This is a genomic window from Sphingomonas sanxanigenens DSM 19645 = NX02, assembly GCF_000512205.2.
In the GTDB taxonomy this organism is placed as follows: Bacteria; Pseudomonadota; Alphaproteobacteria; order Sphingomonadales; family Sphingomonadaceae; genus Sphingomonas_D; species Sphingomonas_D sanxanigenens.
In genome coordinates this window covers 2,317,981-2,342,747 of sequence record NZ_CP006644.1, presented here as the reverse complement: position 1 = coordinate 2,342,747, position 24,767 = coordinate 2,317,981, and the positions used below count along the sequence as shown (strand labels likewise).

Sequence of the window (24,767 nt, the reverse complement as noted above, 5' to 3'; positions counted from 1 at the left end):
CCTAATAGGCAAGCGCGCACCCATCGGCGCGCATCTCGCTGGCCGCGGCATAGACGCGCGTCGGCCCGTCCATGCGATGCTCGACGCATTGGTAGCGGCCGAACCCGCCGTCTGGTTCGCCGATCGTCCAGCCGATCGCGGCGAGGCGCTTGCGCGTCTCGGCCGGCACGCCGCTTTCGAGGCGCAGCAGCCCGGTAGCGGCGAGGTCCGGCGCGTCCTCGCCCATCGACTGCGACGACCCCTCATGGTGCCAGCGCGGCGCGTCGCCCGCGGACTGGATCTCGAGCCCGTAATCGACGCGGTTGACGATGATCTGCGCCTGCCCCTGCGGCTGCATGTCGCCGCCCATCACGCCGAAGCTCATCCACGGGTCGTCGCCGCGGGTGGCGAAGCCCGGAATGATGGTCTGGAACGGCCGCTTGCCCGGCGCATAGATGTTGGGGTGGCCGTCCTTCAGGCTGAACAACTGGCCGCGATCCTGGAACATGAAGCCGAGCCCGTCGGCGACCAGCCCCGATCCCATGCCGCGGAAGTTGGACTGGATCATCGACACCATCATGCCGCTGGCGTCGGCGCAGGAGAAATAGGTGGTATCGCCGCGGCTCGGTGCCTGCCCGGGATAGACCGGGGTCAGGATGCGGTCGGGCCGGATCAGCTTCGCGCGCTCGGCGGCATAATCCTTGGAGATCAGCCACTCCACCGGAACCTTCGAGAAATGGGGATCGGCGTAGAAGCGCGCACGATCCTCATAGGCGAGGCGCTTCGCCTCCGCCTGCAGGTGGATCGACAGCGGTGACTGGAAGCCGGCGCCGGCAAGGTCGAAACGCTCGAGGATGTTGAGCATCTGCAAGGTCGCGATGCCCTGCGTGTTCGCGCCCAGCGCATGGACGGTGGTGCCGCGATAGTCGGTGCGGCTCGGCTCGATCCATTCCGATCGGTGCGCCGCCAGATCCTCCTTGCGCAGCCAACCGCCGATCCGCCGGAAATAGGCGTCGATGCGGCTCGCGATGTCGCCGGCATAGAAGGCGTCGCGGCCGCCCGCGGCGATCGCGCGATAGGTGCGGGCGAGGTCGGGGTTGCGGAACACCTGGCCCGCCTTCGGGCCCTTGCCGTCGGCCATGCCCCAGGTGGCGATGGCGTTGGCGGTCTCCTCCACGCCGTTGCCGCGCCGCGCGAACGAGGCCATGCTGCGGCGGATATAATAGGCGATCATGTCCGGCACCGGCGCGCCCGCCTCCGCGAGCGCGATCGCCGGCTCGAACAGTTGCGCCCAGGGCAGCTTGCCGTAGCGCTTGTGCATCGTCCACCAGCCGTCGACCGCGCCCGGCACTGAAACGGTGATCGCGCCCAGCGGCGGCAGCGCGCCATTGACCGCGCGCTTCCGCACCGTTTCCAGCGACAGGCCCTTCGGGCTGGCGCCCGAGCCGGCGAGCCCCACCACCTTGCGCGTCGCCGGATCCCAGATCATCGCATAGACGTCCCCGCCGATGCCGCTGGCGGTCGGTTCGAGCACTCCGAGGCAGGCATTGATCGCGATTGCCGCGTCCACCGCGGAGCCGCCGCGCTTGAGGATGTCGATGCCCGCCTGCGTGGCCAGCGGGTGCGCCGTGCCGGCGGCGCCGTTCAGCCCATAGGCGGCGGTGCGCGACGCGAAGCTCGCGCCGACCGGACGGTCGCCGGCATGGACGTCGGGGCGGAGATATTTGTCCTCGCCCGCGGGCCAGGCCTTGGCCGGGGCGGGGGGCGCTGCGCTGCCCGCCGCCGCATCCTTCGCGCGCTGCGCATTGGCCATAGCCGGCGCCAGCGCGACCGCGGGCAAGGTGGCGATGAACGTCCGTCGGCGCATGGTCGAACTCCTTTTGCCCGCAGCGGCAGAATGTCCGTCCTAACAGCCCGCGCCCGCCGTGCAGCCAAAAAATGATCGAGGCCTGAAGCGTGGCGGCAGCATCATCCCGCCTGCCGGCACAGCTCCGGCGGGGCCTCGCCGAACCGCGCGCGCAACTGCTTCTTGTCGATCTTGCCGACGCTGGTGCGCGGCAGTTGGTCGACGATCTCGAAGCGTTCGAGCCGGGCGTAGCGGGTGATCGCCCCTTCGGCGATCGCTGCGTCGACTGGCTGGTTGAGCGTCGCGAGCGTCGGCACGGCGCCCGGTTTCGGCACCACCACCGCCAGCGGTCGCTCGCCCCACTTCGTGTCGGGAACGGCGACCACCGATGCCTCGGCGATGCCGTCGGCGGTCGCGACCAACTCTTCCAGCTGGATCGAGTCGATCCATTCGCCGCCGGTCTTGATCACGTCCTTCAGCCGGTCGCGGATGCGGACCTGCCCCTGGGGATCGATCGTCGCGATATCCTGCGTGTGCAGCCAGCCGCCGCGCCACAACGTCTCGGATGCCGCGCGGTCGCCGGTGTAGCAGGGCGTCAGCCACGGCGTGCGGATCACCAGCTCGCCGCGCGTCTCGCCGTCATGCGGCAGATCGCGCATCGCATCGTCGACGATGCGAACCTCGACCAGCGAGAGCGGCACGCCCGACGCGGTCAGCGTGTGGATGGTCGCGTCCTCATCTCCCGCCAGATCGGGGTCGCGGCGGGCGGCCATCAGCACCATCGGCGCCGTCTCCGACATGCCGTAACCGGCGCCCACGTCCATGCCGACGTTGCGCGCGGCTGCACACAACGCCTTCGACAGTGCCGAGCCGCCGATGGTCATCCGCCAGCCCGAAAGATCGGCGCCGGTCTCGCGCGCCGCCTGCAGCACCATTTCGAGGATCGTCGGCACACAATGCGAGTAGGTGACCTGATGCTCGGCGCGCAGCCGGCAGATCATCGCCGGTTCGTAGCGGCCGGGATAGACCTGCTTCAACCCCAGCATCGTCGCGACATAGGGCACGCCCCAGGCATGGACGTGGAACATCGGGGTGAGGGGCATGTAAACGTCGCCGACACCAAGGCATGGCGCGGCCCGCGACGCGCCGAACGGCCCGGCCGCGGCGAGCGTGTGCAGCACGAGCTGGCGGTGGGTGAAGCACACCCCCTTGGGATTGCCGGTGGTGCCGGTGGTGTAGAAGGTCGTCGCCACCGCATTCTCGTCGAAATCCTCGAACGGATAGTCGGGCGACGCGGCGGCGGAGAGCGTTTCATACTCGCCGATCGCCCAGGGCGGCAGGTCGGCATCGGCGCCGTCGAGGATCGCGATCACCGCCTTCACATCGGGCAAGGCGGGCAGGATCGCCTCGACGATCGGGAAGAAATCGCGGTGGACGAGGAGGATCTCGGCACGTGCATGCTGCAGCGTATAGGCGATCTGCGGCGGCGGCAGCCGGACGTTCACCGTCTGCAGCACCGCGCCCATCATCGGGATTGCGAAATAGGCTTCGAGATAGCGATGGCTGTCCCAGTCCATCACCGCCACCGTCATGCCCGGCGTGGCGCCGGCCGAGGCCAGCATGTCCGCCAGCCGGCTCAGCCGCTGCACGAACGCGCGATAGCTGTAGCTACTCTCGTCGCGATAGAGGATCTGCTGTTCGCCTGACCGCGTGACGACGCCGTCCAGCAGGTGGCGGATGGTCAGCGGAAAGTGATAGGCGTCCGTCGCCGGCTCGGCGAAGCGCAGGGGCATGGCTCTCTCCTCGATCTGTTTTCGGCGATTATGGCACGCGGGTGCCCGTCCTCCCAGCCGCCCTCCGATATGGCGTCACGGTTCAAGCGAACATCCTTCTCCGCCCTCGGTACTTTGCATACCGATGATTCGAATTTGATGATCATAACGCGTGATCCGCGGCGGGGGAGGGCCGTTGTCCGCTCGGAAACCGAATGAAATGATGATTATTGCCGCATCCCTGCCGAGCGCACGGGTTCAAAGGCTCCCTAACGCGCGTTCGAATGGGGATTGACGGTGGCGGCGAATGCGCATCTATCGCGAACCGGTCGGGGCGGGCGACGACGAGGATGCAGCGATGTTTCAGGGCATTTTGATCACCAGGAACGATGCCGGCCAGAGCGCGGCACTGGCCACGCTCGACGAGGCGGCGCTGCCCGAGGGCGACGTGCTCATCGAAACCCATTATTCGACGATCAACTTCAAGGATGCGCTGGCGATTACCGGCAAGCTCCCGATCGTCCGCAGCTTCCCGATGGTCCCCGGCATCGACCTTGCCGGTACGGTCCTCCAGTCGGACCACGCCGCGTGGAAGGCGGGCGATAAGGTCGTGCTCAATGGCTGGGGCGTCGGCGAGGCACATTGGGGCGGGCTCGCCCAGAAGGCGCGGCTGAACGGCGATTGGCTGGTGCCGCTGCCCGACGCATTCACGCCGCGTCAGGCGATGGCGATCGGCACCGCCGGCTATACAGCGGCGCTGTGCGTCGAGGCGCTGACGAACGCCGGCATCACCCCCGACCAGGGCGAGATCCTCGTGACGGGCGCGACCGGCGGCGTCGGCAGCGTCGCCATCGCCTTGCTCCACAAGGCGGGGTTCTCGGTGGTCGCGGCCACCGGCAAGCCGGCCGAAGCGGATTATCTCCGCAACCTCGGTGCTGCCGTGACGCTCGACCGCGCCGAACTGGCCGCGCCGGGCAAACCGCTCCAAAAGGAACGCTGGGCCGGGGTGGTCGAGACGCTGGGCGGCAACACGCTCGCCAACGCCTGCGCGCAGACGCGCTATGGCGGCGCCGTCGCCGCCTGCGGCCTTGCCGAGAGCAGCAATTTTCCCACGACCGTCATGCCCTTCATCCTGCGCAGCGTCGCGCTGCTGGGCGTCGACAGCGTGATGGCCCCCCAATCCGCCCGGCTCGCGGCATGGCACCGCCTCGCGCGGGACCTGCCGGCCGCGGCGCTCGAAAGCATTGCGATCGACATCGGGCTGGGGGAGGCGATCGAAGCCGCCGCCGGGCTGATGGCCGGCACCATGCGCGGGCGCTACGTCGTCGACGTCAACCGCTGACCGCTGCCAGCTTCGCGGCCGGAGCGGGCAGATTCTGGCCGGCCGCGAGATCCTGCAGGTCGCCGGTCAGCGCATCGATCACCGCCGGATCGGCGTCCCAGGCGAACATGAACCGGGCGCCGCCGCCGATGAACGTATAGAAGCGCCACCCCCGCGCGCGCAGGCCGTCAAGCACCGCGTCCGGCGCGGCGATGAACACCGCATTGGCCTCGACCGCGAAGATCAGGTCGAGGCCCTCGGTCGCGGCAACCGCCGCGGCCAGCTTTTGGGCGCAGGCATTGGCATGAAGCGCGTTGCGCAGCCATGCACCGCTTTCGAGCATCCCGATCCAGGGCGCTGAAAGAAAACGCATTTTTGAGGCAAGCTGGCCCGCCTGCTTGCAGCGATAGGCGAAATCCTCGGCGAGCGCGGTGTCGAAATAGATCACCGCCTCGCCAACGCCCATGCCGTTCTTGGTGCCGCCGAAGCACAGCACGTCCACGCCCGCGCGCCACGTGATATCGGCGGGCTCGCAGCCGAGCGCGGCGCAGGCATGCGCGAAGCGGGCGCCGTCCATGTGCAGCTTGAGCCCCAGCGACCGGCACACCGTCGCGATCGCCCGGATCTCCTCGATCGAATAGACCAGCCCCGTCTCGGTCGGCTGGGTGATCGTCACCACGCGCGGCTTGGGAAAATGGATGTCCGAGCGGCTGGTCGCCAGATCGCGGATCGCCTGCGGCGTCAGCTTGCCGTCGGGGGCAGGCGCCACCAGCAGCTTCGAGCCGTTGGAGAAGAATTCGGGCGCGCCGCATTCGTCGGTCTCGACATGCGCCGCCGCGGCGCAGATCACGCTGTGATAGGATTGGCACAGGGATGCGAGCGCGAGTGAGTTGGCGGCGGTGCCGTTGAACACGAAGAATACCTCGCAGTCGGCCCCGAACAGGCTGCGCAATCCGTCCGCCGCCCGCGTCGTCCAGATATCCTCGCCATAGGCCGGTTGCGAACCCTGGTTGGCGCGCGCCAGCGCCGCCCAGGCCTCGGGGCAGATCCCGGCATAATTGTCGCTGGCGAACTGCTGCGGTCGATCAGTCATTCCAAAGCTCCTGTCACACAGAAGCCAGGTCGACGCGCGTGCGGCTTGGATACCCGTTTGTTGCCGGTCCGGCCACATCCCTCGTTTGAAACGAGGCACCACCTTGCCCGGGAGCAGGTTGGTGCCGGGCGTCGGCCCGACTCTTGATGTTGCGGCGCTGCTACTCCGGCGCGGAGCCGAGATCAACACCCTATGGGGAGAGGGAAGGGGGTGACGGGGGTGTCTAAAGGGGGAGTTCGGTGGTCGATTTGATCTCGGAAAGCGCCACCGTCGAATTGATTTCCTGCACGCCGGGCAGCTTGCTCAGCCGGTCGAAGAAGAAGCGCTCATAGGCGTCGATGTCCTTTGCGACGATGCGCAGCATGAAATCCATCTGCCCCATCAGCACATAGGCTTCCAGCACCTCGGGACAGGCTCGGATCGCCTCGCTGAACTCGTCGAGATTGGCGCGGCCATGCGCGTTGAGCTTCACCTGCGCCAGCACATGCGCGTTCAGACCCAGCTTGCGCCGGTCGATCAAGGCCACGCGCTTGCGGATGAAGCCCTCGCGTTCGAGCCGGTCGATGCGGCGCCAGCAGGGGGAGGGGGTGAGCCCCACCTTCTCGGCGATCTCGGCGGTGGTCTGGCCGGCATCGCGCTGCAACTCGCGGAGGATCTTCCGCTCGAAACTGTCCAGTTCGGTCATATTGATCGATCATCGGCCAATAAGGGAAATATTCATCCTCGATTAGCGCGTTTCACGCGACAGATCGAGCAAGATTCTTCGCATCGAACACGGGATAAGCGCGCCGCCAACCACCGGGAGAGAATGTCATGGTCGTCCGCGCAGCACCGCTCACTCCGATGCAGCAATCGGTCCGCCTGCAGGATGCGGAAACGGGGCTCGACGGCGTCATCGTCATCCATTCGCTGGCGCTCGGGCCGGGCGCGGGTGGGTGCCGTTTCTGGACCTATCCCGATTTCGGCGAGGCGCTGGAAGATGCGCGCCGGCTGGCCGAGGGCATGAGCTACAAGAATGCGATGGCAGGGCTGCCGTTCGGCGGCGCCAAGGCCGTGCTTCGCCGGCCCGAAGGCCCGTTCGATCGCGCCGCGCTGTTCCGCGCGTTCGGCCGCGCGGTCGAGGAATTGGAGGGCCGCTACGTGACTGCGGAAGATGTCGGCACGACCTTGTTCGACATGCGCGAGGTCGCGAAGGCGACGCGCCACGTCGCCGGGCTCGATGCGGCGGACGGCCGCGCCGGCGGCGATCCGTCGCCCTGGACGGCACAGGGCGTGTTCGAGGCGATGAAGGCCGCGGCGCGGCTGACGCTGGGCGTCGAGCTTTCCGACCTGACGGTGGCGGTGCAGGGCACGGGCAATGTCGGTGCCGGCCTGTGCCGCCGGCTCAAGGATGCAGGCGCCAGGCTGATCATCGCCGATATCGATCCGCGCCGGCGCGACGCGGTGGCCGCCGTGCTCGACGCGCGCGTCGTCGACGCCGCCGAGATCGCAACGGTCGATGCCGACGTCTTCGCGCCATGCGCGCTCGGCGGTGCGCTGACGATGGAGAGCGTCGCGGCGATGCCGGCAAGGCTGGTCTGCGGCGGCGCCAACAACCAGCTGGCCGAGCGTGCGGTCGCAGACCTGCTGCTCGATCGCGGCATCGCCTACGTGCCCGATTATGTCGCCAACGCCGGCGGCATCATCAGCGTCGCGGCCGAATATCTCGGCGAGGACAAGGCGGGCGTCGCGGCACGGGTCGACGGGATCGGCGCGCGCGTCCACGCCATCCTCGAACAGGCATCGCGCGAGCATCGGCCGGCCGCGTTCGTCGCCGACGAGATGGCCGAACGGATCATCGCGGACGCCGAGAGACGGGCGGCATGAACTGGCGATTCGCCATCGAGGCCGCCGAGGATCCGCAAAGCCTGCCGCGCGTCCTTGGCTATTTCGCGCAACGCTGGATCGTGCCGAGCGGCGTGACGATGGCGCTGCGCGACGGCGGCATGGCGATCGACATCGCGGTCGAAGCACTCGACGAACAGGGCGCCGCGATCATCGCGGCAAAGCTGCGCGAGAATGTGCTCGTGGCTCATGTGACGCTGCTGGGTGGTGGCGAAGCCATCGTCGCGGCGGCGGCCTGACCCAAGCCGCCACACCGATCCGTATTTTACATAATGTATATTATCGGCCCAAACGGTTTGCGCGGGCAGGTTCCATATCGAGGTCTGACATGCGCTGTGTTTGCCCCCTCGCCAACGCAACCCGGCGCCGGCAACCGATCAGCTTTTCACGCTGCGATCCATCCGCGGATCATAGAGCCATTTGCGAACCTTCTGCGCCGTGATCCGCGCGGCGTCAGGATGAGCCGGATTGATGAGCACATTCTGCTCTTCGGGCACGATGATCGAGGGAATTAGCGACAGTGCCGACCGTCCGCTGTTCGCCCAGTTCGTCCCGAACGATATGCTGATCATTCCCGCTGGCTCCGCGTCCCAGCCGACCGCGAGCGAGGCCGCTGTGGCGTTTTCGGCGGCGGCCCACACATCGTCCGGAATCTCGATCTCGACGAGGTAGCGGTTCAGCGGCAGACCGCCGGCATTCAGGTGAACGAAGGTCTCCAGACACGCCAGGGCACGAGTCGGGGACGCGTAAACGACGGCGACGCCGACATCATTCCAGCGGCCGCCCGATATCTTGGCGCCCGTTCCCGTCATATCGTCCGCGGTGTAGAGCTTTGTGTCCGTGCCGATCCGATAGACCTGCCGGCTCACGCATAGGCTCCGCTCTGGATCTGCGAGAGCGCTCTGGAAACGAGCGCCTGGCCTTCCATCGTGTCGAGAAACTCGATCGGCCTCGCACCGTTGAGCGCGGGCAGCGGATCCCGAAGCCAGCGGGATAGCCACTCCGAAGCGTCGAAACCCTCGGCGCCGCCGCTATCCTCGATCATCGCCTCGAGTTGGCCGACCAGCTTCGCCAGTCCGACGACGCGCTCGCTGTCTTCGGCCGACAGAAGCTCGTTGCGTGCCGCTTTTCGATTGAGCGTGGCGGTCTTGAGGCTGAGCGCTTCGATCAGCACGTTCTGATCGAAATGCAGTTCGGAAATGAAGAGCTTCACCGCCCTAGCGGATACGCCCGCCTTGATGAACTCGATACGCTCGACGGGCTCTGCCCGGAACAGATCGATATAGTCGAAAGACCGACCGATCGGGGTCTCCGAGATGGTACGGGTGCTGGCGACCGACGTCACGACTCTGCTCCTTTGAGCAACTGTATGGATCAAATGATCGGAATTCGCAAGGATAGACGCTGAATTTCCCTTTCGGGCATCCGCCTGACGCTGCTTCCGCCATCGCCATTGGCGTTGTCGCCGCCTGGCCGTGCACACAACAGGATGGCTCGCGCAAACGACCGAAGGTCTCATTGCCCGCCCCCCCCTGCGGCTGCATGATCGGCGGAAAGCCTGGACAGCTGGCAAAACATGGAGAGAGAGATGCTGCAGCAAGCCATCGACAGTCTGGCGGCAAAAAGCCTGATCCGCGAACGCTATGACAATTTCATCGGCGGCGCCTGGGTCGCGCCGTCGCGGGGTGCCTATTTCGACAATGTCTCCCCCGTCAGCGGCGAGGTCGTCTGCAAGGTCGCGCGCAGCAGCGCCGAGGATATCGATCTCGCGCTCGATGCCGCGCACGCCGCCAAGGGCGCCTGGGGAGAGACGTCGGCGGCCGATCGGGCCAGCGTGCTGCTCAAGGTCGCGCAGCGGATGGAGGAGAATCTCGACCTGCTGGCGATGGCCGAGACGATCGACAACGGCAAGCCGATCCGCGAGACCACCGCGGCCGACATTCCCCTCGCCATCGACCATTTCCGCTATTTCGCCAGCTGCGTCCGCGCGCAGGAAGGCTCGATCGCCGAGATCGACAAGAATACCATCGCCTATCACTTCCATGAGCCGCTGGGCGTGGTCGGACAGATCATCCCGTGGAACTTCCCGATCCTGATGGCGGCGTGGAAGCTGGCGCCGGCGCTCGCCGCGGGCAATTGCGTGGTGCTGAAACCCGCCGAACAGACGCCGATGTCGATCATGGTGCTGATGGACCTGATCGGCGATTTGCTGCCGCCGGGCGTGCTCAACGTCGTCAACGGCTTCGGCCTCGAAGCGGGCAAGCCGCTGGCCACCAGCAAGCGGATCAGCAAGATCGCCTTCACGGGAGAGACGAGCACCGGCCGGCTCATCATGCAATATGCCAGCGAAAACCTGATCCCGGTAACGCTGGAGCTCGGCGGCAAGTCGCCCAACATCTTTTTCGCCGACGTGATGGACGCCGACGATGATTATTTCGACAAGTGTCTCGAAGGCTTCGCGATGTTCGCGCTCAATCAGGGTGAGGTCTGCACCTGCCCCAGCCGCGCGCTGATCCAGGATTCGATCTACGACGCCTTCATCGAGCGCGCCGTCGCCCGCGTGAAGAGCATCAAGCAGGGCAACCCGCTCGATCCCGCGACGATGATCGGCGCGCAGGCGTCGAGCGAGCAGCTCGACAAGATCCTGTCCTACATTGCGGTGGGCAAGGATGAGGGCGCGCGCGTGCTGACCGGCGGTGACCGCGCCGCGCTCGGTGCCGATCTCGACGGTGGCTTCTACATCACCCCCACCATCCTCGAAGGCCATAACCGGATGCGCGTGTTCCAGGAGGAGATCTTCGGGCCGGTGCTCGCGGTGACCCGCTTCACGGATGAGGCGGATGCGCTCGCGATCGCCAACGACACGCTCTACGGCCTCGGTGCCGGCGTGTGGACGCGGGACGGCAACACCGCATACCGCATGGGCCGCGCGATCCAGGCCGGTCGCGTCTGGACGAACTGCTATCACGCCTATCCGGCGCATGCCGCGTTCGGCGGATACAAGCAGTCGGGCATCGGCCGCGAGACCCACAAGATGATGCTCGACCATTATCAGCAGACCAAGAACCTGCTGGTCAGCTACAGTCCGAAGGCCCTCGGCTTCTTCTGAGGCGGCATCGACGTGCGGCGGCAGCCCGGCGGGCATCGGCTCCCGGCTCGCCGCCAGCGGCCGATGGGCTCGTCCAGCCCGACGCTGGCCGACAAAAACGCTGCAATGCCGCGCAGTTGCGGTAAGGGCCGAGCGCAGAGCCGTTCCGTCTAACGAGAAAGCGTTGATGATTTCTGCCCGGTTCCTTCCGACTCCATCAAGACTGCCCCCTTCCCTGCCCGCGCTGGCGGTCGCCCTGCTGGCGTTGCCCAGTCCTGCGGCCGCACAGGTGGGGCAAGACGAGGGAGATCCGATCATCGTGACGGGCGAAGGCCTGCCGCTGCCGCCGGGAACGCCCGCTTATGGCGCGGTAACGATCGACCGCGATCGACTGACGGACAGCGCCGCGGGCCGTATCGAGGACATCCTTGCCGACGTCGCCGGCTTCCAACAGTTCCGACGGTCCGACAGCCGCTCGGCCAATCCGTCGGCACAGGGCGCGACCTTGCGGGCGCTGGGCGGCAATGCCTCCAGCCGCACGCTCGTGCTGCTCGACGGCGTGCCGCAGGCCGATCCCTTCTTCGGCTATATACCCTACAGCGCGCTCGCCCCCGAGCGGCTCTCCGAAGCCCGTATCACACGCGGCGGCGGCACCGGTGCGTTCGGCGCCGGCGCGGTCGCCGGCACGATCGAACTCGCCAGCGCCGGGCGCGCCCAACTGCCGACAGTCGCGGCGAGCGCTTTCTATGGCAGCCGGGACGCCACCGAGCTTTCCGCCGCCATCACCCCCGATCTTGGCGAGGGTTTCGTGACGGTTTCGGGCCGGTGGGACCGTGGCGACGGCTTCTACACCACCCCCGCCGACCAGCGCGTCGCGGCCAGCGCGCGCGCCCGCTACGAGAGCTGGTCGGCGGGGCTGCGCGCGGGCGCCCCGGTCGCGCCGGGCCTCGAAGTCCAGTTTCGCGGGCTCGTCTTCGGGGACGACCGCACGCTGCGCTTCGCCGGCGCGGACAGCCATTCGGAAGGGCAGGATGCCAGCATCCGGCTGGTCTCGCGCGGACGGTGGCAGGTCGATCTGCTCGCCTATGTCCAGGCGCGCAACTTCTCCAACGTCGTGATCAGCGCCACCAGCTTCCGCAAGACGCTGGACCAGCGCAACACGCCCTCGACGGGCTATGGCGGCAAGATCGAACTGCGCCCGCCGGTCGGCCGCCGCCATCTGCTGCGCATCGGCGCGGATGCGCGGCTTGCCGATGGCGAGATGTTCGAGGATGGGTTCAATGCCACCACCGGCAATGTCACCGTCCGCCGCAACGCCGGCGGCGAGCAGGCGACCTTCGGGCTGTTCGTCGAGGATGACTGGACGATCGGCCGTCTCGTGCTGACCGGCGGCGCGCGGCTCGATCATTGGTCGATCGACGGCGGCTTCCTCACCGAACGCAATGCCGCCGGCGTGCTGACGGTCGATGGGCGCTTCGCCGACCGCGACGGCTGGCGCCCGAGCTTCCGCGCAGGCGGATTGCTGAACCTGTCGAGCGCGGTCGCGCTGCGCGGCGCTGGCTATACCGGTTTCCGTCTGCCGACGCTCAATGAGCTTTATCGCCCATTCACCGTGTTTCCGGTGACGACGCGGGCGAATGCGGCACTGGGGCTTGAGCGATTGAAAGGTGTCGAAGCCGGCGTCGATCTGATGCCTTTCTCCGGCGTAACGCTGGCCGCGACCGCCTTCTACAATCGGCTCGAGGGCGCGATCGCCAATGTGACGATCGGCGCCAACCTGCGGGAACGGCAGAATGTCGACGCGGTGACGGCGAAGGGCGTGGAGCTTTCGGCCAATCTGCGGCTCGGTCAGATCATCGCGTCGGCGAGCTATGCCTACAGCCATAGCCGGGTGGATGCGCCGGGCGAGGCGTTCGACGGGCTGATCCCCGCGCAGACCCCGAGCCATGCCGCGAGCGCGACGCTCGGCTGGCGTCCTGCCCCCGGCTGGGATTTCTCGGGCACGATCCGCTATGTCGGTCGCCAGTTCGAGGACGATCGCGAAACCGATGCGCTGAAGGATGCGCTGACCGTCGACGCGGTTGCGCGCATGCCGCTCGGCAAGGGCGCGTTCCTGGTGGGCCGGGCGGAGAATCTGTTCGACGCCGCCATCATCACCCGCAACGTTGCCGGATCGATCGATCTGGGCACCCCACGCACGCTTTGGGTCGGCATCAAGGTCGAACGATAACGCTCGAGAAGCATGAACGGCAACAGCGCGCCGGGGTGAGCGGTGCCCCGCAATACGTGCGAGTTACCCCATCAGACCTGCGCGGAACGCTTGGGTTTCAGGCTGGACGGGCGTGCCCCCGTCCAGCCGTTCCCCGGGAACGCGCTGGACGGAGGTGGATGAACGAACCGCAAGGCCCCCAGGCAGGAGGTCTCCAGCGGGCCGTCAGCCCTTGATGAAGGCCAGCAGATCCGGGTTGAGCACGTCGGCATGGGTCGTCAGCATGCCGTGCGGATAGCCTTCATAGACCTTGAGTTCACCGTGACGGAGCAGCTTGACCGACAGCAACGCGGCGTCGGCGATCGGCACGATCTGGTCGTCATCGCCGTGCATCACCAGCGTCGGCACGGTGATCGCCTTCAGATCTTCCGTGAAGTCTGTTTCAGAAAACACTGCAATACAATCATAATGTGCCTTGGCGCCGCCGATCATGCCCTGCCGCCACCAATTCTGGATCGTGCCCGGCAGGGTCTTGGCGCCCGGCCGGTTGAAGCCGTAGAACGGGCCCGAGGCGACATCGAGATAGAATTGCGCGCGGTTGGCCGCGAGGCCTTCGCGCAAGCCGTCGAACACCGACTTGGGCAGCCCGCCGGGGTTCCTTTCCGACTGGATCATGACTGGCGGCACCGCGCTGACCAGCACCGCCTTGGCGACGCGGCCCGGCTTCGCACGCGCGACATAGCGCGTCGCCTCCCCGCCGCCGGTCGAGTGGCCGATATGCACGGCGTTCTTCAGGTCGAGATGATCGGTCAGTTCGATCAGGTCGGCGACATAGGTGTCCATGTCGTTGCCGGTGTCCGTCTGCGTCGAGCGGCCATGCCCGCGCCGGTCATGCGCGACGACGCGATAGCCCTTGTCGAGGAAATACAGCATCTGCGTGTCCCAATCGTCGGCGCTGAGCGGCCAGCCATGGTGGAAGACGATCGGCTGCGCATCCTTGGGGCCCCAATCCTTGTAGAAGATCTCGGTACCGTCCTTCGTGGTGATCGTGGCCATGCTCATATCTCCTTGATTGTGATGTCCGGAAAGCGGTGCGGCGAATGCCGGGGTCCCGGCGATGAGGCCGGCGGCGACCATCCCGCCTAGCAGGTCCCGGCGGGTGGGATCGAGCGACCATGAGAGGAAATCGGCATCGGCGGAATATCCCTGGGTCGTGGCCATCGGGCACCCTCGCTGCCGGCAAGCCCCATCGCCTGCTCGCCATGACACGCATAGTGCGCGCAACCGCGCCTGCGCGCCATTCGACCAAGGCAGGCGTGATCCCATACTTTGGTGCACCCCTTCGGTCTGCGGCATGGCGGCTGTCGCGGGATTACGCGATGTTGATGAACGCCCCTGCCAGGGTTAGGCCTTCCCGATGACGTTCCGATCCCGCACCGCCATAGCCGGTACCACCCTGTTCGCCATCGCGCTCGCCAGCGCCGCAGCCGCCATCGGCGCCGCGCCCGGCGATGACGATCCCTTTCTCTGGCTCGAGGATATCGATGGCCCGCGCGCGCTGAAGCAGGTGGAGGCGTGGAACGCCGATACCGACAAGCGCATCCGATCGATGCCGGGCTTCGAGGCCGATCGAGCCAGGGCGCGCGCGATTCTCGACGACGAGGCGCAGATCGCGATGCCCGACCAGATCCTGGGCGACAGGGTCGTGAACCTGTGGCGCGACGCGAAGAACCCCCGCGGTCTTTGGCGGGTAAGCCCGCTTGCCGCCTATGGCGCCGGAAAGCCGGTCTGGACGACGCTGATCGATGTCGATGCGCTCGGCAAGGCGGAAGGAAAGAGTTGGGTCTGGCATGGCGCCGATTGTCTCGCGCCCGCCTACGAACGCTGCCTCGTCTCGCTCTCGCCCAGCGGCACCGATGCCGATGTCGTCCGCGAGTGGGACATGAAGACGGGCGCATTCGTGAAGGGCGGCTTCGCGTTGCCCGCAGCCAAGAGCAATGTCGCATGGATCGATCGCGATACGCTGCTGGTGGGCACCGATTTCGGCGCCGGATCGATGACCAATTCGGGCTATCCGCGCCTGCTGAAGCAATGGCGGCGGGGCACGCCACTATCCGCCGCCACCGATGTAATGGCCGGCAAGGCGGAGGATGTCAGCCTTGCCCCCTCGGCGGTGATGGATGGCGATGTGCGGCGCGTGTTCGCATCGCGCGGCGTCGATTTCTACACGAGCATTCTCTCGATCCGCTTGCCCGACGGGCGCTTCGCGCCGACGCCGGTCCCGCCGAGCGCGGACTTCCGCGCGGTGATCGGCGGCCGGATGATCGTGTTCCTCAACAAGCCGCTTGACGCCTTCCCCGCCGGGGCGCTCGTGTCCTACGCGATCGCCGACATCGCTGCCGGACGGGAGGCGAAGCCGGAACTGGTGCTTGCGCCGACCGACAGCCAGTCGATCGAGGAAGCCGTCGCGACCGACCATGTTCTGTGGGTGCGGCTGCTCGACGATGTCTCCGGCAAGCTGCTGGCGCTCAGCCGCGATGCCGCCACCGGCCGCTGGGCCAGCCGAGCGATCCCGCTCGCCGCCAATGCGACGCTCGATATCGCCGCCGCCGCGGACGCCCGCGATCTCGCCTTCGTGACGGTCGAGACGATGCTGCAGCCGCCGGCGCTGATGGCGGTGCCGGCCGCCGGTGCCCCCACCACCGTGCAGATCCTGCCGGCGCGGTTCGATGCGAACGCCTTCACCGTCGAGCAGCGCTTCGCGACGTCGAAGGATGGCACGCGCGTTCCCTATTTCCTCGTTCGGAAGAAGGGTGCGACCGGCCCGGTGCCCGCGCTGATCCATGCCTATGGCGGGTTCCGCGCCGCGCAGCTTCCCGGCTATCTTACCGGGCAACCCTATCGCGCCGGCCCGCTCGGGCTATTCTGGGCCGAGGACGGCAATGCCTATGTCCTCGCCAACATCCGCGGCGGCAGCGAATATGGCCCGGCCTGGCATGAAGCCGCGCTGCGCGAGAAGCGGCAAAACAGCTTCGACGATCTCCACGCCGTCGCCGAGGATCTGGTGAAGGCCGGGATCAGCAGCAAGGGCAGAATCGCGATCTCGGGCCGCTCCAACGGCGGCGTGCTGGTGGGTGCGGCGATGACGCAGCGGCCCGACCTTTACGGCGCGGTCATCTCGGGATCGCCGCTGCACGATATGAAGCGCTACTCGCACCTCCTCGCCGGCGCATCGTGGGTGGCGGAATATGGCGATCCGGACGTGCCTGAGGACTGGGCGTTCATGAAGCTCTATTCGCCCTACCAAAATGTTAAGCAGGGCATGCGCTACCCGCCGGCCTTCTTCTATCTCTCGACGCGGGATGACCGCGTCCACCCCGGTCATGCCCGCAAGATGGCCGCGCGGCTCGACGCCTATGGCAACCGCGTTTACTATCACGAGTATCTGGAGGGCGGCCATTCTGTGGGTGCCGACCATGCCGAGGATGCGGTGCGCGCAGCGATGCTCCACGCCTTCCTCAAGACGGAATTGATGGCGCCGCCGAAATGAGGGGTCAGCCGGCCGCGACGGGATCGAGCACGAACGCGCTGCGGTCGGCGAGCGCGTTGATCCGCGCGAGATAGGCCTGGAAATGCGCGGTCGCCCGGTGGGCGGCGACCGCGGCCGCGTCGACATAGAGTTCGTCGAGGACGAATCGGGTGACGTCGGCCTGATCGCGCCACAGATCGTAGCGCAGATTGCCGGGCTCCGCCCGCGACGGGGCGAGCATGCCGTCGAGCAGCGCGGTGAGTTCCTCGGCCTTGCCGGCACGCGCCGTCAGCACCGCAATGATTTTCACCGGATGGGCCATCGCCTGTTCCTTTCGCCTGCGTCCTCCGTGTCATAGCCATTTTCGAGCAATGGTCGATGCTCGCGCATTGAGGCTGGCGACCGCCCAAAAAGGCGGCTAGACCCCATCACCGTCCGGCGTCAGACCGGTTGAGCCAACCACAGGGTCGCCCGACAGCTGCCGCGATCAACGCCCGTGCCGGGCAAGGGGAAATGGCGAACCATGACCAAGGCTTCCGATCTTTTCGTCGCATGCCTCGAGGAAGAGGGCGTCGAATATATGTTTGGCGTGCCCGGCGAGGAGAATCTCGACCTGCTGGACTCGCTCTCGCGCTCGACCTCGATCAAGCTGATCCTCACGCGTCATGAACAGGGCGCGGGCTTCATGGCCGCGACCTATGGCCGCCACACCGGCAAGACCGGGGTGTGTCTGGCGACGCTGGGGCCCGGCGCGACCAATTTCGTTACGGCCGCCGCCTATGCCCAGCTCGGCGGCATGCCGATTCTGATGGTGACCGGCCAGAAACCGATCAAGAAATCCAAGCAGGGCCGCTTCCAGATCCTCGACGTGGTCGACATGATGCGGCCGATCACCAAATATACGCACCAGCTTGCCAGCGCGGACAATATCCCGAGCCGCATCCGCGAGGCGTTCCGCCTGGCCGAAGAGGAGAAGCCGGGTGCGACCCATCTCGAATTCCCGGAAGATGTCGCGGACGAGCAGACCGATAGCCTTCCGATCAAGCCCAGCCTTGCCCGCCGGCCCTCCGCCGAGCCCAAGGCAGTGCGCGCGGCGGTGGAGATGCTCGAGAAGTCCAGAGCCCCGCTGCTCGTGCTCGGTGCAGGCGCCAATCGCAAGATGACGGGGCGGATGCTGTTCCAGTTCGTCGAGAAGACCGGCATCCCCTTTCTCACCACCCAGCTCGGCAAGGGCGTGATCGACGAGACTCACCCGAAGTTCGTCGGCTGCGCCGCGCTGTCCGCGGGCGACTTCGTCCACAAGGCGGTCGAGGCGGCCGACGTGATCGTCAATATCGGCCATGACGTGATCGAGAAGCCGCCCTTCTTCATGAAGAATGGCGGCTGCCCGGTGATCCACGTCTCGACCCGTTCGGCAGAGGTCGATCCGGTCTATTTTCCGCAGATCGAGGTGATCGGCGACATCGCCAACGCCATCTGGCAGATGAAGGAAGACATCGTTCCCAAGGACTGGGCTTGCAGCCGCATGATCGCCGCGCGGCAAGCCGAGGTGGCGCACACCGCCAGCCTGGAGGAGGATGCCCGCTTCCCGATCTTTCCGCCCTATTTGGTCAAGCAGGTTCGCAAGGCGATGCCCAATGACGGCATCATCTGCCTCGACAACGGCGTCTACAAGATCTGGTTCGCGCGTAACTATCCGGCGCGCCAGCAGAACACGGTTCTGCTGGACAATGCGCTGGCGACCATGGGCGCCGGCCTGCCTTCGGCCATGGCATCGGCCATGGTCTATCCGGACCGCAAGGTGATGGCGATCTGCGGCGATGGCGGTTTCATGATGAACAGCCAGGAGATGGAGACCGCGGTGCGCCTCGGCCTCAACATCACCGTGCTGATCCTCAACGATGGCAGCTATGGCATGATCCGCTGGAAACAGGCGAACATGGGCTTCAAGGATTGGGGGCTGACCTATGGCAACCCCGATTTCGTCAAATATGCGGAAGCCTATGGCGCGACCGGCCACCGGGTGGAGAGCGCGGAGCATCTGCCCGAGCTGCTGGCGCAATGCCTCGCCGCCAAGGGCGTGCAACTGATCGACTGCCCGGTCGATTATGTCGACAACGACCGCATCCTCAATCAGGAGATCAAGCAGCTCAGCGCCGCGCTGTAATGCGATGCGGTGCGGTGCCGAAATTATCGGAAATTAACTTGGCGGAACCAAAGCCGGGCGCCAGCCTTTGGAGCGGATCCCCGGCCGTAAAACTGCCTGGTGGAACCGGTTCTGCCGGGGATCGTGCGTGAAGGTCGAGGACATCAGATGACCCAGCTCAAACCCATCTATCCGCTCTATCTCAACAACAAGGCAGAGCAGCCCAACGCCGATCTGGAGGTGACCGACAAGTTCACCGGCGAGGTCGCGTTCCGCGTCGCGCAGGCGGATGCGAAGACGATCGATGCCGGCATCGCCGGCGCTGTCGCGGCCGCGGAACCGATGGCGCGGATGCCCGCTTATCAGCGGCAGGCGGTGCTGCAGCATTGCGTCGACCGCTTCAAGGAGCGCTACGACGAACTCGCCTACGCGCTGTGCGTGGAAGCGGGCAAGCCGATCAAGGACAGCGAGGGCGAGGTCGGCCGGCTGATCGACACCTTCCGCATCGCCGCCGAAGAATCGGTGCGGATCACCGGCGAGGTCCAGCCGCTGGACATCAGCCCGCGCGCGAAGGGCTACCAAGGCATCTGGAAGCGCGTCCCGATCGGCCCGTGCAGCTTCATCTCGCCGTTCAACTTCCCGCTCAACCTGGCGGCGCACAAGGTCGCGCCGGCGATCGCGGTGGGCTGCCCGTTCGTGATGAAGCCCGCCAGCCGGACACCGCTGGGCGCGATCATCATGGGCGAGGTGCTCGCCGAGACCGACCTGCCGACCGGCGCCTTCTCGGTCCTGCCGGCGCATCGCGACGGTGCCGACCTGTTCACCGAGGACGACCGCCTCAAGCTGCTGAGCTTCACCGGCTCGCCCGGCGTCGGCTGGGATCTGAAAGCCAAGGCCGGCAAGAAGAAGGTGATCCTGGAACTGGGCGGCAATGCCGCGGTGATCATCGATCATGACGCCGATCTGGAGGATGCGGTCGATCGCGTGATCTTCGGCGCCTTCTATCAATCGGGCCAGAGCTGCATCGGCGTGCAGCGCATCATCGTCCATGCCGATATCTACGACCGGTTCCGCGACATGCTGGTCGCCAAGGCGAAGACGCTGGTCGCCGGCGACCCGAAGGACCGGAACACGTTCGTCGGCCCGATGATCGACGTGAAGGAAGCGACCCGCCTGGACGGCTGGATCCAGGAAGCCTTGGCGAAGGGCGCCACCCTGCTGTGTGGCGGCAAGCGCGACGGCGCGATGCTCGAAGCGACTTTACTTGAGAATGTCGACCGCGACACCAAGGCCTATCGCGAGGAAGCCTTCGGGCCGCTCGCCCTGCTCTCGAAGTTCGAGACGTTCGACGACGCGCTGGACGAGGTGAACGATTCGAAATTCGGGCTTCAGGCCGGCATCTTCACGCGCGACCTGTTCAAGACGCTCGACGCCTGGGACCGTCTCGATGTCGGCGGCGTGGTGATCAACGATGTGCCGAGCTACCGTGTCGACAACATGCCCTATGGCGGCGTCAAGGATTCGGGGCTCGGCCGCGAAGGCGTGAAGTTCGCGATGGAGGACATGACCGAGATCCGCAATCTGGTGATCCGGCGACGCTGAGCACGCCAGCCTGCATGGTCAGGCCGGGCGTTCCACATTGCTGAGGTCGGCGATCGTCGCATTCGCGGCAACCAGCTTGTCGGTCAGCGCCTTGCGGAACGCCCGCTCCAACGCGGCGCGGACGCCGTCATGCGTGTCCGCGTAGACCCGCAGCTTGTCCGCTGGCATGCACCAGATGCGCGACGGCTGATCGAGCACCACGGTGCCGGTCGCCGGCGTTCCGGCCAGGGCGGTTACCTCACCGATGAAATTGTCCGGTGGGCAGGTTGCGACGAGCTTGCCACCGCTTGCGACCGTCGCACTGCCCGAAGCGAGATAATAGAGGTTGGGCACGGCCTGCCCTTCCTGCGTCAGCACATCCCCGGCCTTGCCGTTCAGCCAAAGCCCCTGGTCGATGAGGTGACGGACGTGACTGCGGCTGAGCCCGTCGAGCGTCGCCAGCAACCCCTGCTCCTCAGGCCGGAACCCCGCGCGGACATCGCCGATGACGAGGCGTGCAAGTTGCGCGCCCGTGACGAGCAGCAGCACCCCCGTCCAGACCATCCCGGAAAGGCTGGTCGTACGGATGAAGTAGACCAGCCCGGCGATCGCCGCCGCGGCCAGCGCCACGCGAACCCCGCTTAGCCGCGGCAGCAACGCCGCCAGCACCAACATGGCGAGCATCAGGTGGAGCAACAGTCCATCAGGCGTCGTGATCGGATCGAAATGCATGCCTTCCCACCGCGCTTTGAAGCGAGCATTTACTCGCATTAAGACGAACAGTCGCCGCCGCACAGGGATGAATCATCCCAAGGCTGCGTCAAGTCACAAAAGTGCGCTTGCCTCACCGCGATGAACTGCTCATAAGTCCAAAAAAACAACAGGGTTGCATCGCGTGGTTCAGGGCCTAGCGGGGTGGCGATGCGTTACAATGACATGGCGGAAGCGCTGCGCGCGCGCGCCTGGATTGGCGCGGTCGCGCTTTGTCTGTCGCTTGCGGCCTTCGCGTTACTGATCGGATTCGGCCGCGGCCAACCTGCGATCGCGGCGCCGGCATCTTCCGATAATCTTCATCTCGGTGTGGCTTCATGCTCGGGCTCGACCTGTCATGGGCGGCAGGAGGCGGATGGCCGAATCGTGCGTCAGGACGAACTGATGCGCTGGCAGGAACCCTCGACGCCCGGCGGCGCGCATAGCCGCGCTTATGCGGTGCTCGCCTCGCCCCGCAGCCAGGCGATCGCGGCGCGGATGGGGATCGGCTCGGCCAGCAGTTCTTCGGAATGCCTTGGCTGTCACGCGGATCCAGCGCCCGCCGGTCGTGGCCCGCGCTTCCAGTTGAGCGACGGCGTGGGTTGCGAAGCCTGCCACGGCGGCGCCCAGAACTGGCTGCAGAGCCATTATGCGGTCGGTGCGACGCATCGTTCCAACGTGCAGATGGGCATGCGCGCGCTGGAAAATCCGGCGGAGCGGGCTTCGGTTTGCCTCGATTGCCATTTCGGCTCATCGCGCAAGGGGCAGTTCGTCAATCACCGGATCATGGCCGCCGGCCATCCCCGGATCGTGTTCGAACTCGACCTCTTCTCGACGCTGCAGCAGCATCATGACGAGGATCGCGACTATCTCGAGCGCAAGGGCGGCCGTACCAACAATGTCCGCTTCTGGGCGGTGGGTCAGGCAATGGCTCTCGACCGGTCGCTGGATCTCTACGGCAAGCCGACCGGCGGCGCGGGCGCCTTCCCCGAATTCTACTTCTTCGACTGCCATAGCTGCCATCGCCGTATCTTCGACGATGAGGATGCACGCCCGCAGAAACTGGCCAATCCGGGCCGGCCGATCCCCGCGGGCATGCCGCCCTACAATGACGAGAACATGATCATGCTGAGCGCCGCCGCGCGCATCGCGGCACCGGCACTCGCCGGTCGGCTCGACACCGACAGCCGCGCCTTCCATGCCGCGCTTGCCAAGGATCGCGCCTCGTCGATCGCGGCGGCGGCCAAGTTGCGCGGTACCGCGCAGGCGCTTGCGTCGGCCTTCTCGGCAGCCAGCTTCAATCGCGACCAGGTGTTCGCGATCATCGACACCGTCTCCAGCGAAGCGATCAGCCAGCGCTTCACAGACTATGAAGGCAGTGTTCAGGCGGTGATGGCGGTCGACACGTTGCTCAATGCGCTGGTCAATTCCGGCCAGATCCCGGCAGGCGCGGCGACGTCGATCCGCGGTGACGTCAATGTCGCCTATGGTGCGGTGCGCGATCCCAATGACTACCGGCCAGTTGAGTTCCGCCGTGCGCTCGGCAGCGCGGTGAGGACGATCCGGACGTTGCGCTGATGCGGCGGCTTCAACTCACCGCGGCGGTCACCATGGCCGCGCTGCTTCTCGCCTCCTGCGGTGGCGGGGGCACCGCGAGCGGCGGTACGCCGACGCCGACCCCTTCGCCCACGCCATCGCCGGGGCGGTATGCGGTGCCCGCCGCGGAAGCTCTCAGCGTCGCGGACGTGCAGGGCATCGTCGCGCGCGCCGTCGCCGAAGCGCAGGCGCGCAACCTGCCTTCGGTGATTGCCGTGGTCGATCGCGTCGGGAACGTGCTGGCGGTCTATACGATGACCGGCGCACGACCCCGCGCCACCGCCCAGCCCGCACCCAACGGCCGGAATCTCGACGTGCAGAACGTCAATTTTCCCGCCTCGATGGGGGCGATCTCCAAGGCGATCACCGGCGCCTATCTGTCGAGCGGCGGCAACGCGTTCACGACCCGTACCGCGAGCATGATCGTCAAGGAGCATTTCCCGCCGGCGCCCAACACCGCGGGTCTCGAAAGTGGCCCGCTGTTCGGCGTGCAGTTCAGTTCGCTGCCCTGTTCCGACCTGGTCAACCGTTACAGCTCGGCCGCACCGCCCGCTTCGGCCTTCATCGGCCCCAAGCGGTCGCCGCTCGGTCTCTCGGCCGATCCGGGCGGCATTCCGCTCTACAAGAACGGCGTCGTCGTCGGCGCGATCGGTGTGATGGGCGACGGCAACTATGCCGACGACCCCAATGTCACCGACATCGATGACGATGCCGAGGAATATATCGCGCTCGCCGGAAGCGTCGGTTTCGAACCTCCGGAGACGATCAAGGGCAGCCGGATCACGATCGACGGCACCTCGCTGCGCTTTACCGATGCGACGCCCGCGAACTTCAAGAGCACGCCGGCATCCGCCCCGCCTTTCTCCGCGATCAACAACAGCGCGATCGGCCGCCTCACCGCAGTGCGCGGCTATTATCAGGTCGGTGCACCCGATCCCGTGGTGGTCGCCGGCACGCCCTATGGCACCGAGGCGTCGGGCTATCGCAAGGCGACGAGCGCCGAGTTCGCGAACAGCGACGCGTTCATCCTGACCGACGGCAACGGCAACAACCGCTTTCCCGTTCGCGCCGGGACCGACAGCGCCGAAGTGTCGCAGCCGCTGACGCTGGCCGAATCGCGCGCGCTTCTGGAGGAAGCCTTCACGATCATGTCGCGCGCGCGCGCGCAGATCCGCCGCCCTCTCGACAGCCGTGCGCAGGTCACGATCTCGCTGGTCGATACCCGCGGCCAGGCGTTGGGGGTGGTCCGCGCGCCGGATGCGCCGGTGTTCGGGACAGACGTATCGCTTCAGAAAGCGCGTACGGCCGCCTTCTTCTCCAGCCGCTTCGCGGCCGACGAACTGCAGCAGAATACGATCCCCGACATCCGCGAGTTCGTGCCCCGGGTGCGGACATTCCTCAACGACGAGACCGCGCTGACCGGCAAGGTGGCGTTCAGCGATCGCGCCAACGGCAACCTCTCACGCCCCTTCTTCCCGGATGGCGAGGTCGGCCGCCCCAACGGCCCGCTGTCGCGCCCGATCGAAAATTTCAATCCCTTCTCCACCGGGCTGCAATCGGCACTGATCATCACCAATCTGGCGGCGCACATCTTCTTCGTCGATGGCATGAACCCGGCCGATACGCGCGAGGTCTGCACCTTCCTTCCGGAATTCGCACCCGGCCGGAACCGGTTGCAGAACGGCATCCAGATCTTCCCCGGCAGCATGCCGATCTATCGCGGCAATACGCTGATCGGCGCGATCGGCATCTCCGGGGACGGCATCGACCAGGACGATATGATATCGTTCCTCGGCACGCATTTCGGCGGGCTGCGCGTCAACGGCGCGATCGGCAACGCGCCGCCCGCGATGCGCGCGGACCGCATCACCGTGCCCGTCGGGGACCGGCAGGCGCGGCTGCTTTATGTACAATGTCCGTTCGCGCCGTTCCTCGACACCAGCGACCAGAATGCGTGTCAGGACAAATAGCGG

At 66.5% G+C, this 24,767-nt stretch carries 19 protein-coding genes and 1 riboswitch; of the genes, 10 read left to right on the top strand and 9 right to left on the bottom strand.

The annotated features are described in order from the left end of the window. Nucleotide 1: 1 nt before the first annotated feature. Nucleotides 2-1,846, bottom strand: coding sequence for a gamma-glutamyltransferase family protein (locus tag NX02_RS10770; protein WP_025292206.1), 1,845 nt, complete (start codon nucleotides 1,844-1,846; stop codon nucleotides 2-4). A 101-nt stretch (nucleotides 1,847-1,947) separates the two neighbouring features. Then, nucleotides 1,948-3,618, bottom strand: a complete 1,671-nt coding sequence (locus NX02_RS10765) for a long-chain-fatty-acid--CoA ligase (RefSeq protein ID WP_025292205.1) — start codon at nucleotides 3,616-3,618, stop codon at nucleotides 1,948-1,950. 286 nt (nucleotides 3,619-3,904) lie between these two features. On the opposite strand from NX02_RS10765, the gene acuI reads away from it, so the two are divergent. Continuing rightward, nucleotides 3,905-4,939 (top strand): acrylyl-CoA reductase (NADPH), encoded by a 1,035-nt coding sequence (acuI, locus tag NX02_RS10760; RefSeq protein WP_281178329.1) that lies wholly within the window; start codon nucleotides 3,905-3,907, stop codon nucleotides 4,937-4,939. On the opposite strand, the gene NX02_RS10755 is transcribed toward acuI, so the two are convergent. Next, nucleotides 4,929-6,011: a threonine aldolase family protein gene (locus NX02_RS10755; protein ID WP_025292203.1), complete on the bottom strand. Its 1,083-nt coding sequence runs from the start codon at nucleotides 6,009-6,011 to the stop codon at nucleotides 4,929-4,931. The genes acuI and NX02_RS10755 overlap by 11 nt on opposite strands. Nucleotides 6,012-6,057: 46 nt before the next feature. After that, a riboswitch (SAM-I-IV-variant riboswitch) is annotated at nucleotides 6,058-6,166 on the bottom strand. A 68-nt stretch (nucleotides 6,167-6,234) separates the two neighbouring features. Next, a complete protein-coding gene (locus tag NX02_RS10750; RefSeq protein WP_025292202.1) occupies nucleotides 6,235-6,696 on the bottom strand; it encodes an Lrp/AsnC family transcriptional regulator in 462 nt (153 codons plus the stop codon). 128 nt (nucleotides 6,697-6,824) lie between these two features. On the opposite strand from NX02_RS10750, the gene NX02_RS10745 reads away from it, so the two are divergent. Together NX02_RS10745 and NX02_RS10740 are read left to right on the top strand one after the other, a co-directional pair. Then, complete coding sequence (locus NX02_RS10745; protein WP_025292201.1) at nucleotides 6,825-7,877, top strand: Glu/Leu/Phe/Val family dehydrogenase; 1,053 nt, start codon at nucleotides 6,825-6,827, stop codon at nucleotides 7,875-7,877. After that, entirely contained in the window at nucleotides 7,874-8,134 is a 261-nt protein-coding gene (locus tag NX02_RS10740) for a hypothetical protein (protein WP_025292200.1), read from the top strand. Before NX02_RS10745 ends, NX02_RS10740 begins: the two co-directional genes overlap by 4 nt. A 138-nt stretch (nucleotides 8,135-8,272) precedes the next feature. Here NX02_RS10740 and parT read toward each other — a convergent pair whose 3' ends face one another. Beyond that, nucleotides 8,273-8,764, bottom strand: coding sequence for a type II toxin-antitoxin system Prs ADP-ribosylating toxin ParT (gene parT / locus NX02_RS10735; protein ID WP_025292199.1), 492 nt, complete (start codon nucleotides 8,762-8,764; stop codon nucleotides 8,273-8,275). After that, nucleotides 8,761-9,240 (bottom strand): type II RES/Xre toxin-antitoxin system antitoxin, encoded by a 480-nt coding sequence (parS, locus tag NX02_RS10730; protein WP_025292198.1) that lies wholly within the window; start codon nucleotides 9,238-9,240, stop codon nucleotides 8,761-8,763. The genes parT and parS overlap by 4 nt, the downstream gene beginning before the upstream one ends. 243 nt (nucleotides 9,241-9,483) lie before the next feature. Between parS and adh the strand changes: the two genes are divergently transcribed. After that, complete coding sequence (gene adh / locus NX02_RS10725) at nucleotides 9,484-11,004, top strand: aldehyde dehydrogenase (protein ID WP_025292197.1); 1,521 nt, start codon at nucleotides 9,484-9,486, stop codon at nucleotides 11,002-11,004. Between the two features lie 166 nt (nucleotides 11,005-11,170). Beyond that, on the top strand, nucleotides 11,171-13,213 hold the full coding sequence (locus tag NX02_RS10720) for a TonB-dependent receptor plug domain-containing protein (protein ID WP_047099774.1): 2,043 nt from the start codon (nucleotides 11,171-11,173) through the stop codon (nucleotides 13,211-13,213). 204 nt (nucleotides 13,214-13,417) lie between these two features. Here NX02_RS10720 and NX02_RS10715 read toward each other — a convergent pair whose 3' ends face one another. Further along, nucleotides 13,418-14,248: an alpha/beta fold hydrolase gene (locus tag NX02_RS10715; protein WP_025292195.1), complete on the bottom strand. Its 831-nt coding sequence runs from the start codon at nucleotides 14,246-14,248 to the stop codon at nucleotides 13,418-13,420. Between the two features lie 361 nt (nucleotides 14,249-14,609). Between NX02_RS10715 and NX02_RS10710 the strand changes: the two genes are divergently transcribed. Beyond that, complete coding sequence (locus NX02_RS10710) at nucleotides 14,610-16,742, top strand: prolyl oligopeptidase family serine peptidase (RefSeq protein ID WP_025292194.1); 2,133 nt, start codon at nucleotides 14,610-14,612, stop codon at nucleotides 16,740-16,742. Between the two features lie 4 nt (nucleotides 16,743-16,746). Here NX02_RS10710 and NX02_RS10705 read toward each other — a convergent pair whose 3' ends face one another. Further along, nucleotides 16,747-17,043: a putative quinol monooxygenase gene (locus tag NX02_RS10705; RefSeq protein ID WP_025292193.1), complete on the bottom strand. Its 297-nt coding sequence runs from the start codon at nucleotides 17,041-17,043 to the stop codon at nucleotides 16,747-16,749. A gap of 201 nt (nucleotides 17,044-17,244) precedes the next feature. On the opposite strand from NX02_RS10705, the gene NX02_RS10700 reads away from it, so the two are divergent. Then, nucleotides 17,245-18,888, top strand: a complete 1,644-nt coding sequence (locus tag NX02_RS10700; RefSeq protein WP_025292192.1) for an acetolactate synthase large subunit — start codon at nucleotides 17,245-17,247, stop codon at nucleotides 18,886-18,888. 147 nt (nucleotides 18,889-19,035) lie between these two features. Further along, nucleotides 19,036-20,469, top strand: coding sequence for an aldehyde dehydrogenase family protein (locus NX02_RS10695; RefSeq protein WP_025292191.1), 1,434 nt, complete (start codon nucleotides 19,036-19,038; stop codon nucleotides 20,467-20,469). Nucleotides 20,470-20,487: 18 nt separating this feature from the next. Here NX02_RS10695 and NX02_RS10690 read toward each other — a convergent pair whose 3' ends face one another. After that, on the bottom strand, nucleotides 20,488-21,180 hold the full coding sequence (locus NX02_RS10690) for a Crp/Fnr family transcriptional regulator (protein ID WP_025292190.1): 693 nt from the start codon (nucleotides 21,178-21,180) through the stop codon (nucleotides 20,488-20,490). Between the two features lie 204 nt (nucleotides 21,181-21,384). Here NX02_RS10690 and NX02_RS10685 point away from each other — a divergent pair, with 204 nt between their 5' ends. Both NX02_RS10685 and NX02_RS10680 read left to right on the top strand, forming a co-directional pair. Then, complete coding sequence (locus NX02_RS10685) at nucleotides 21,385-22,776, top strand: multiheme c-type cytochrome (RefSeq protein WP_025292189.1); 1,392 nt, start codon at nucleotides 21,385-21,387, stop codon at nucleotides 22,774-22,776. Continuing rightward, the gene (locus NX02_RS10680; protein ID WP_039996532.1) at nucleotides 22,776-24,764 is read left to right on the top strand and encodes a GlcG/HbpS family heme-binding protein; all 1,989 of its coding nucleotides are present in this window, start codon (nucleotides 22,776-22,778) and stop codon (nucleotides 24,762-24,764) included. Before NX02_RS10685 ends, NX02_RS10680 begins: the two co-directional genes overlap by 1 nt. Nucleotides 24,765-24,767: the final 3 nt, after the last annotated feature.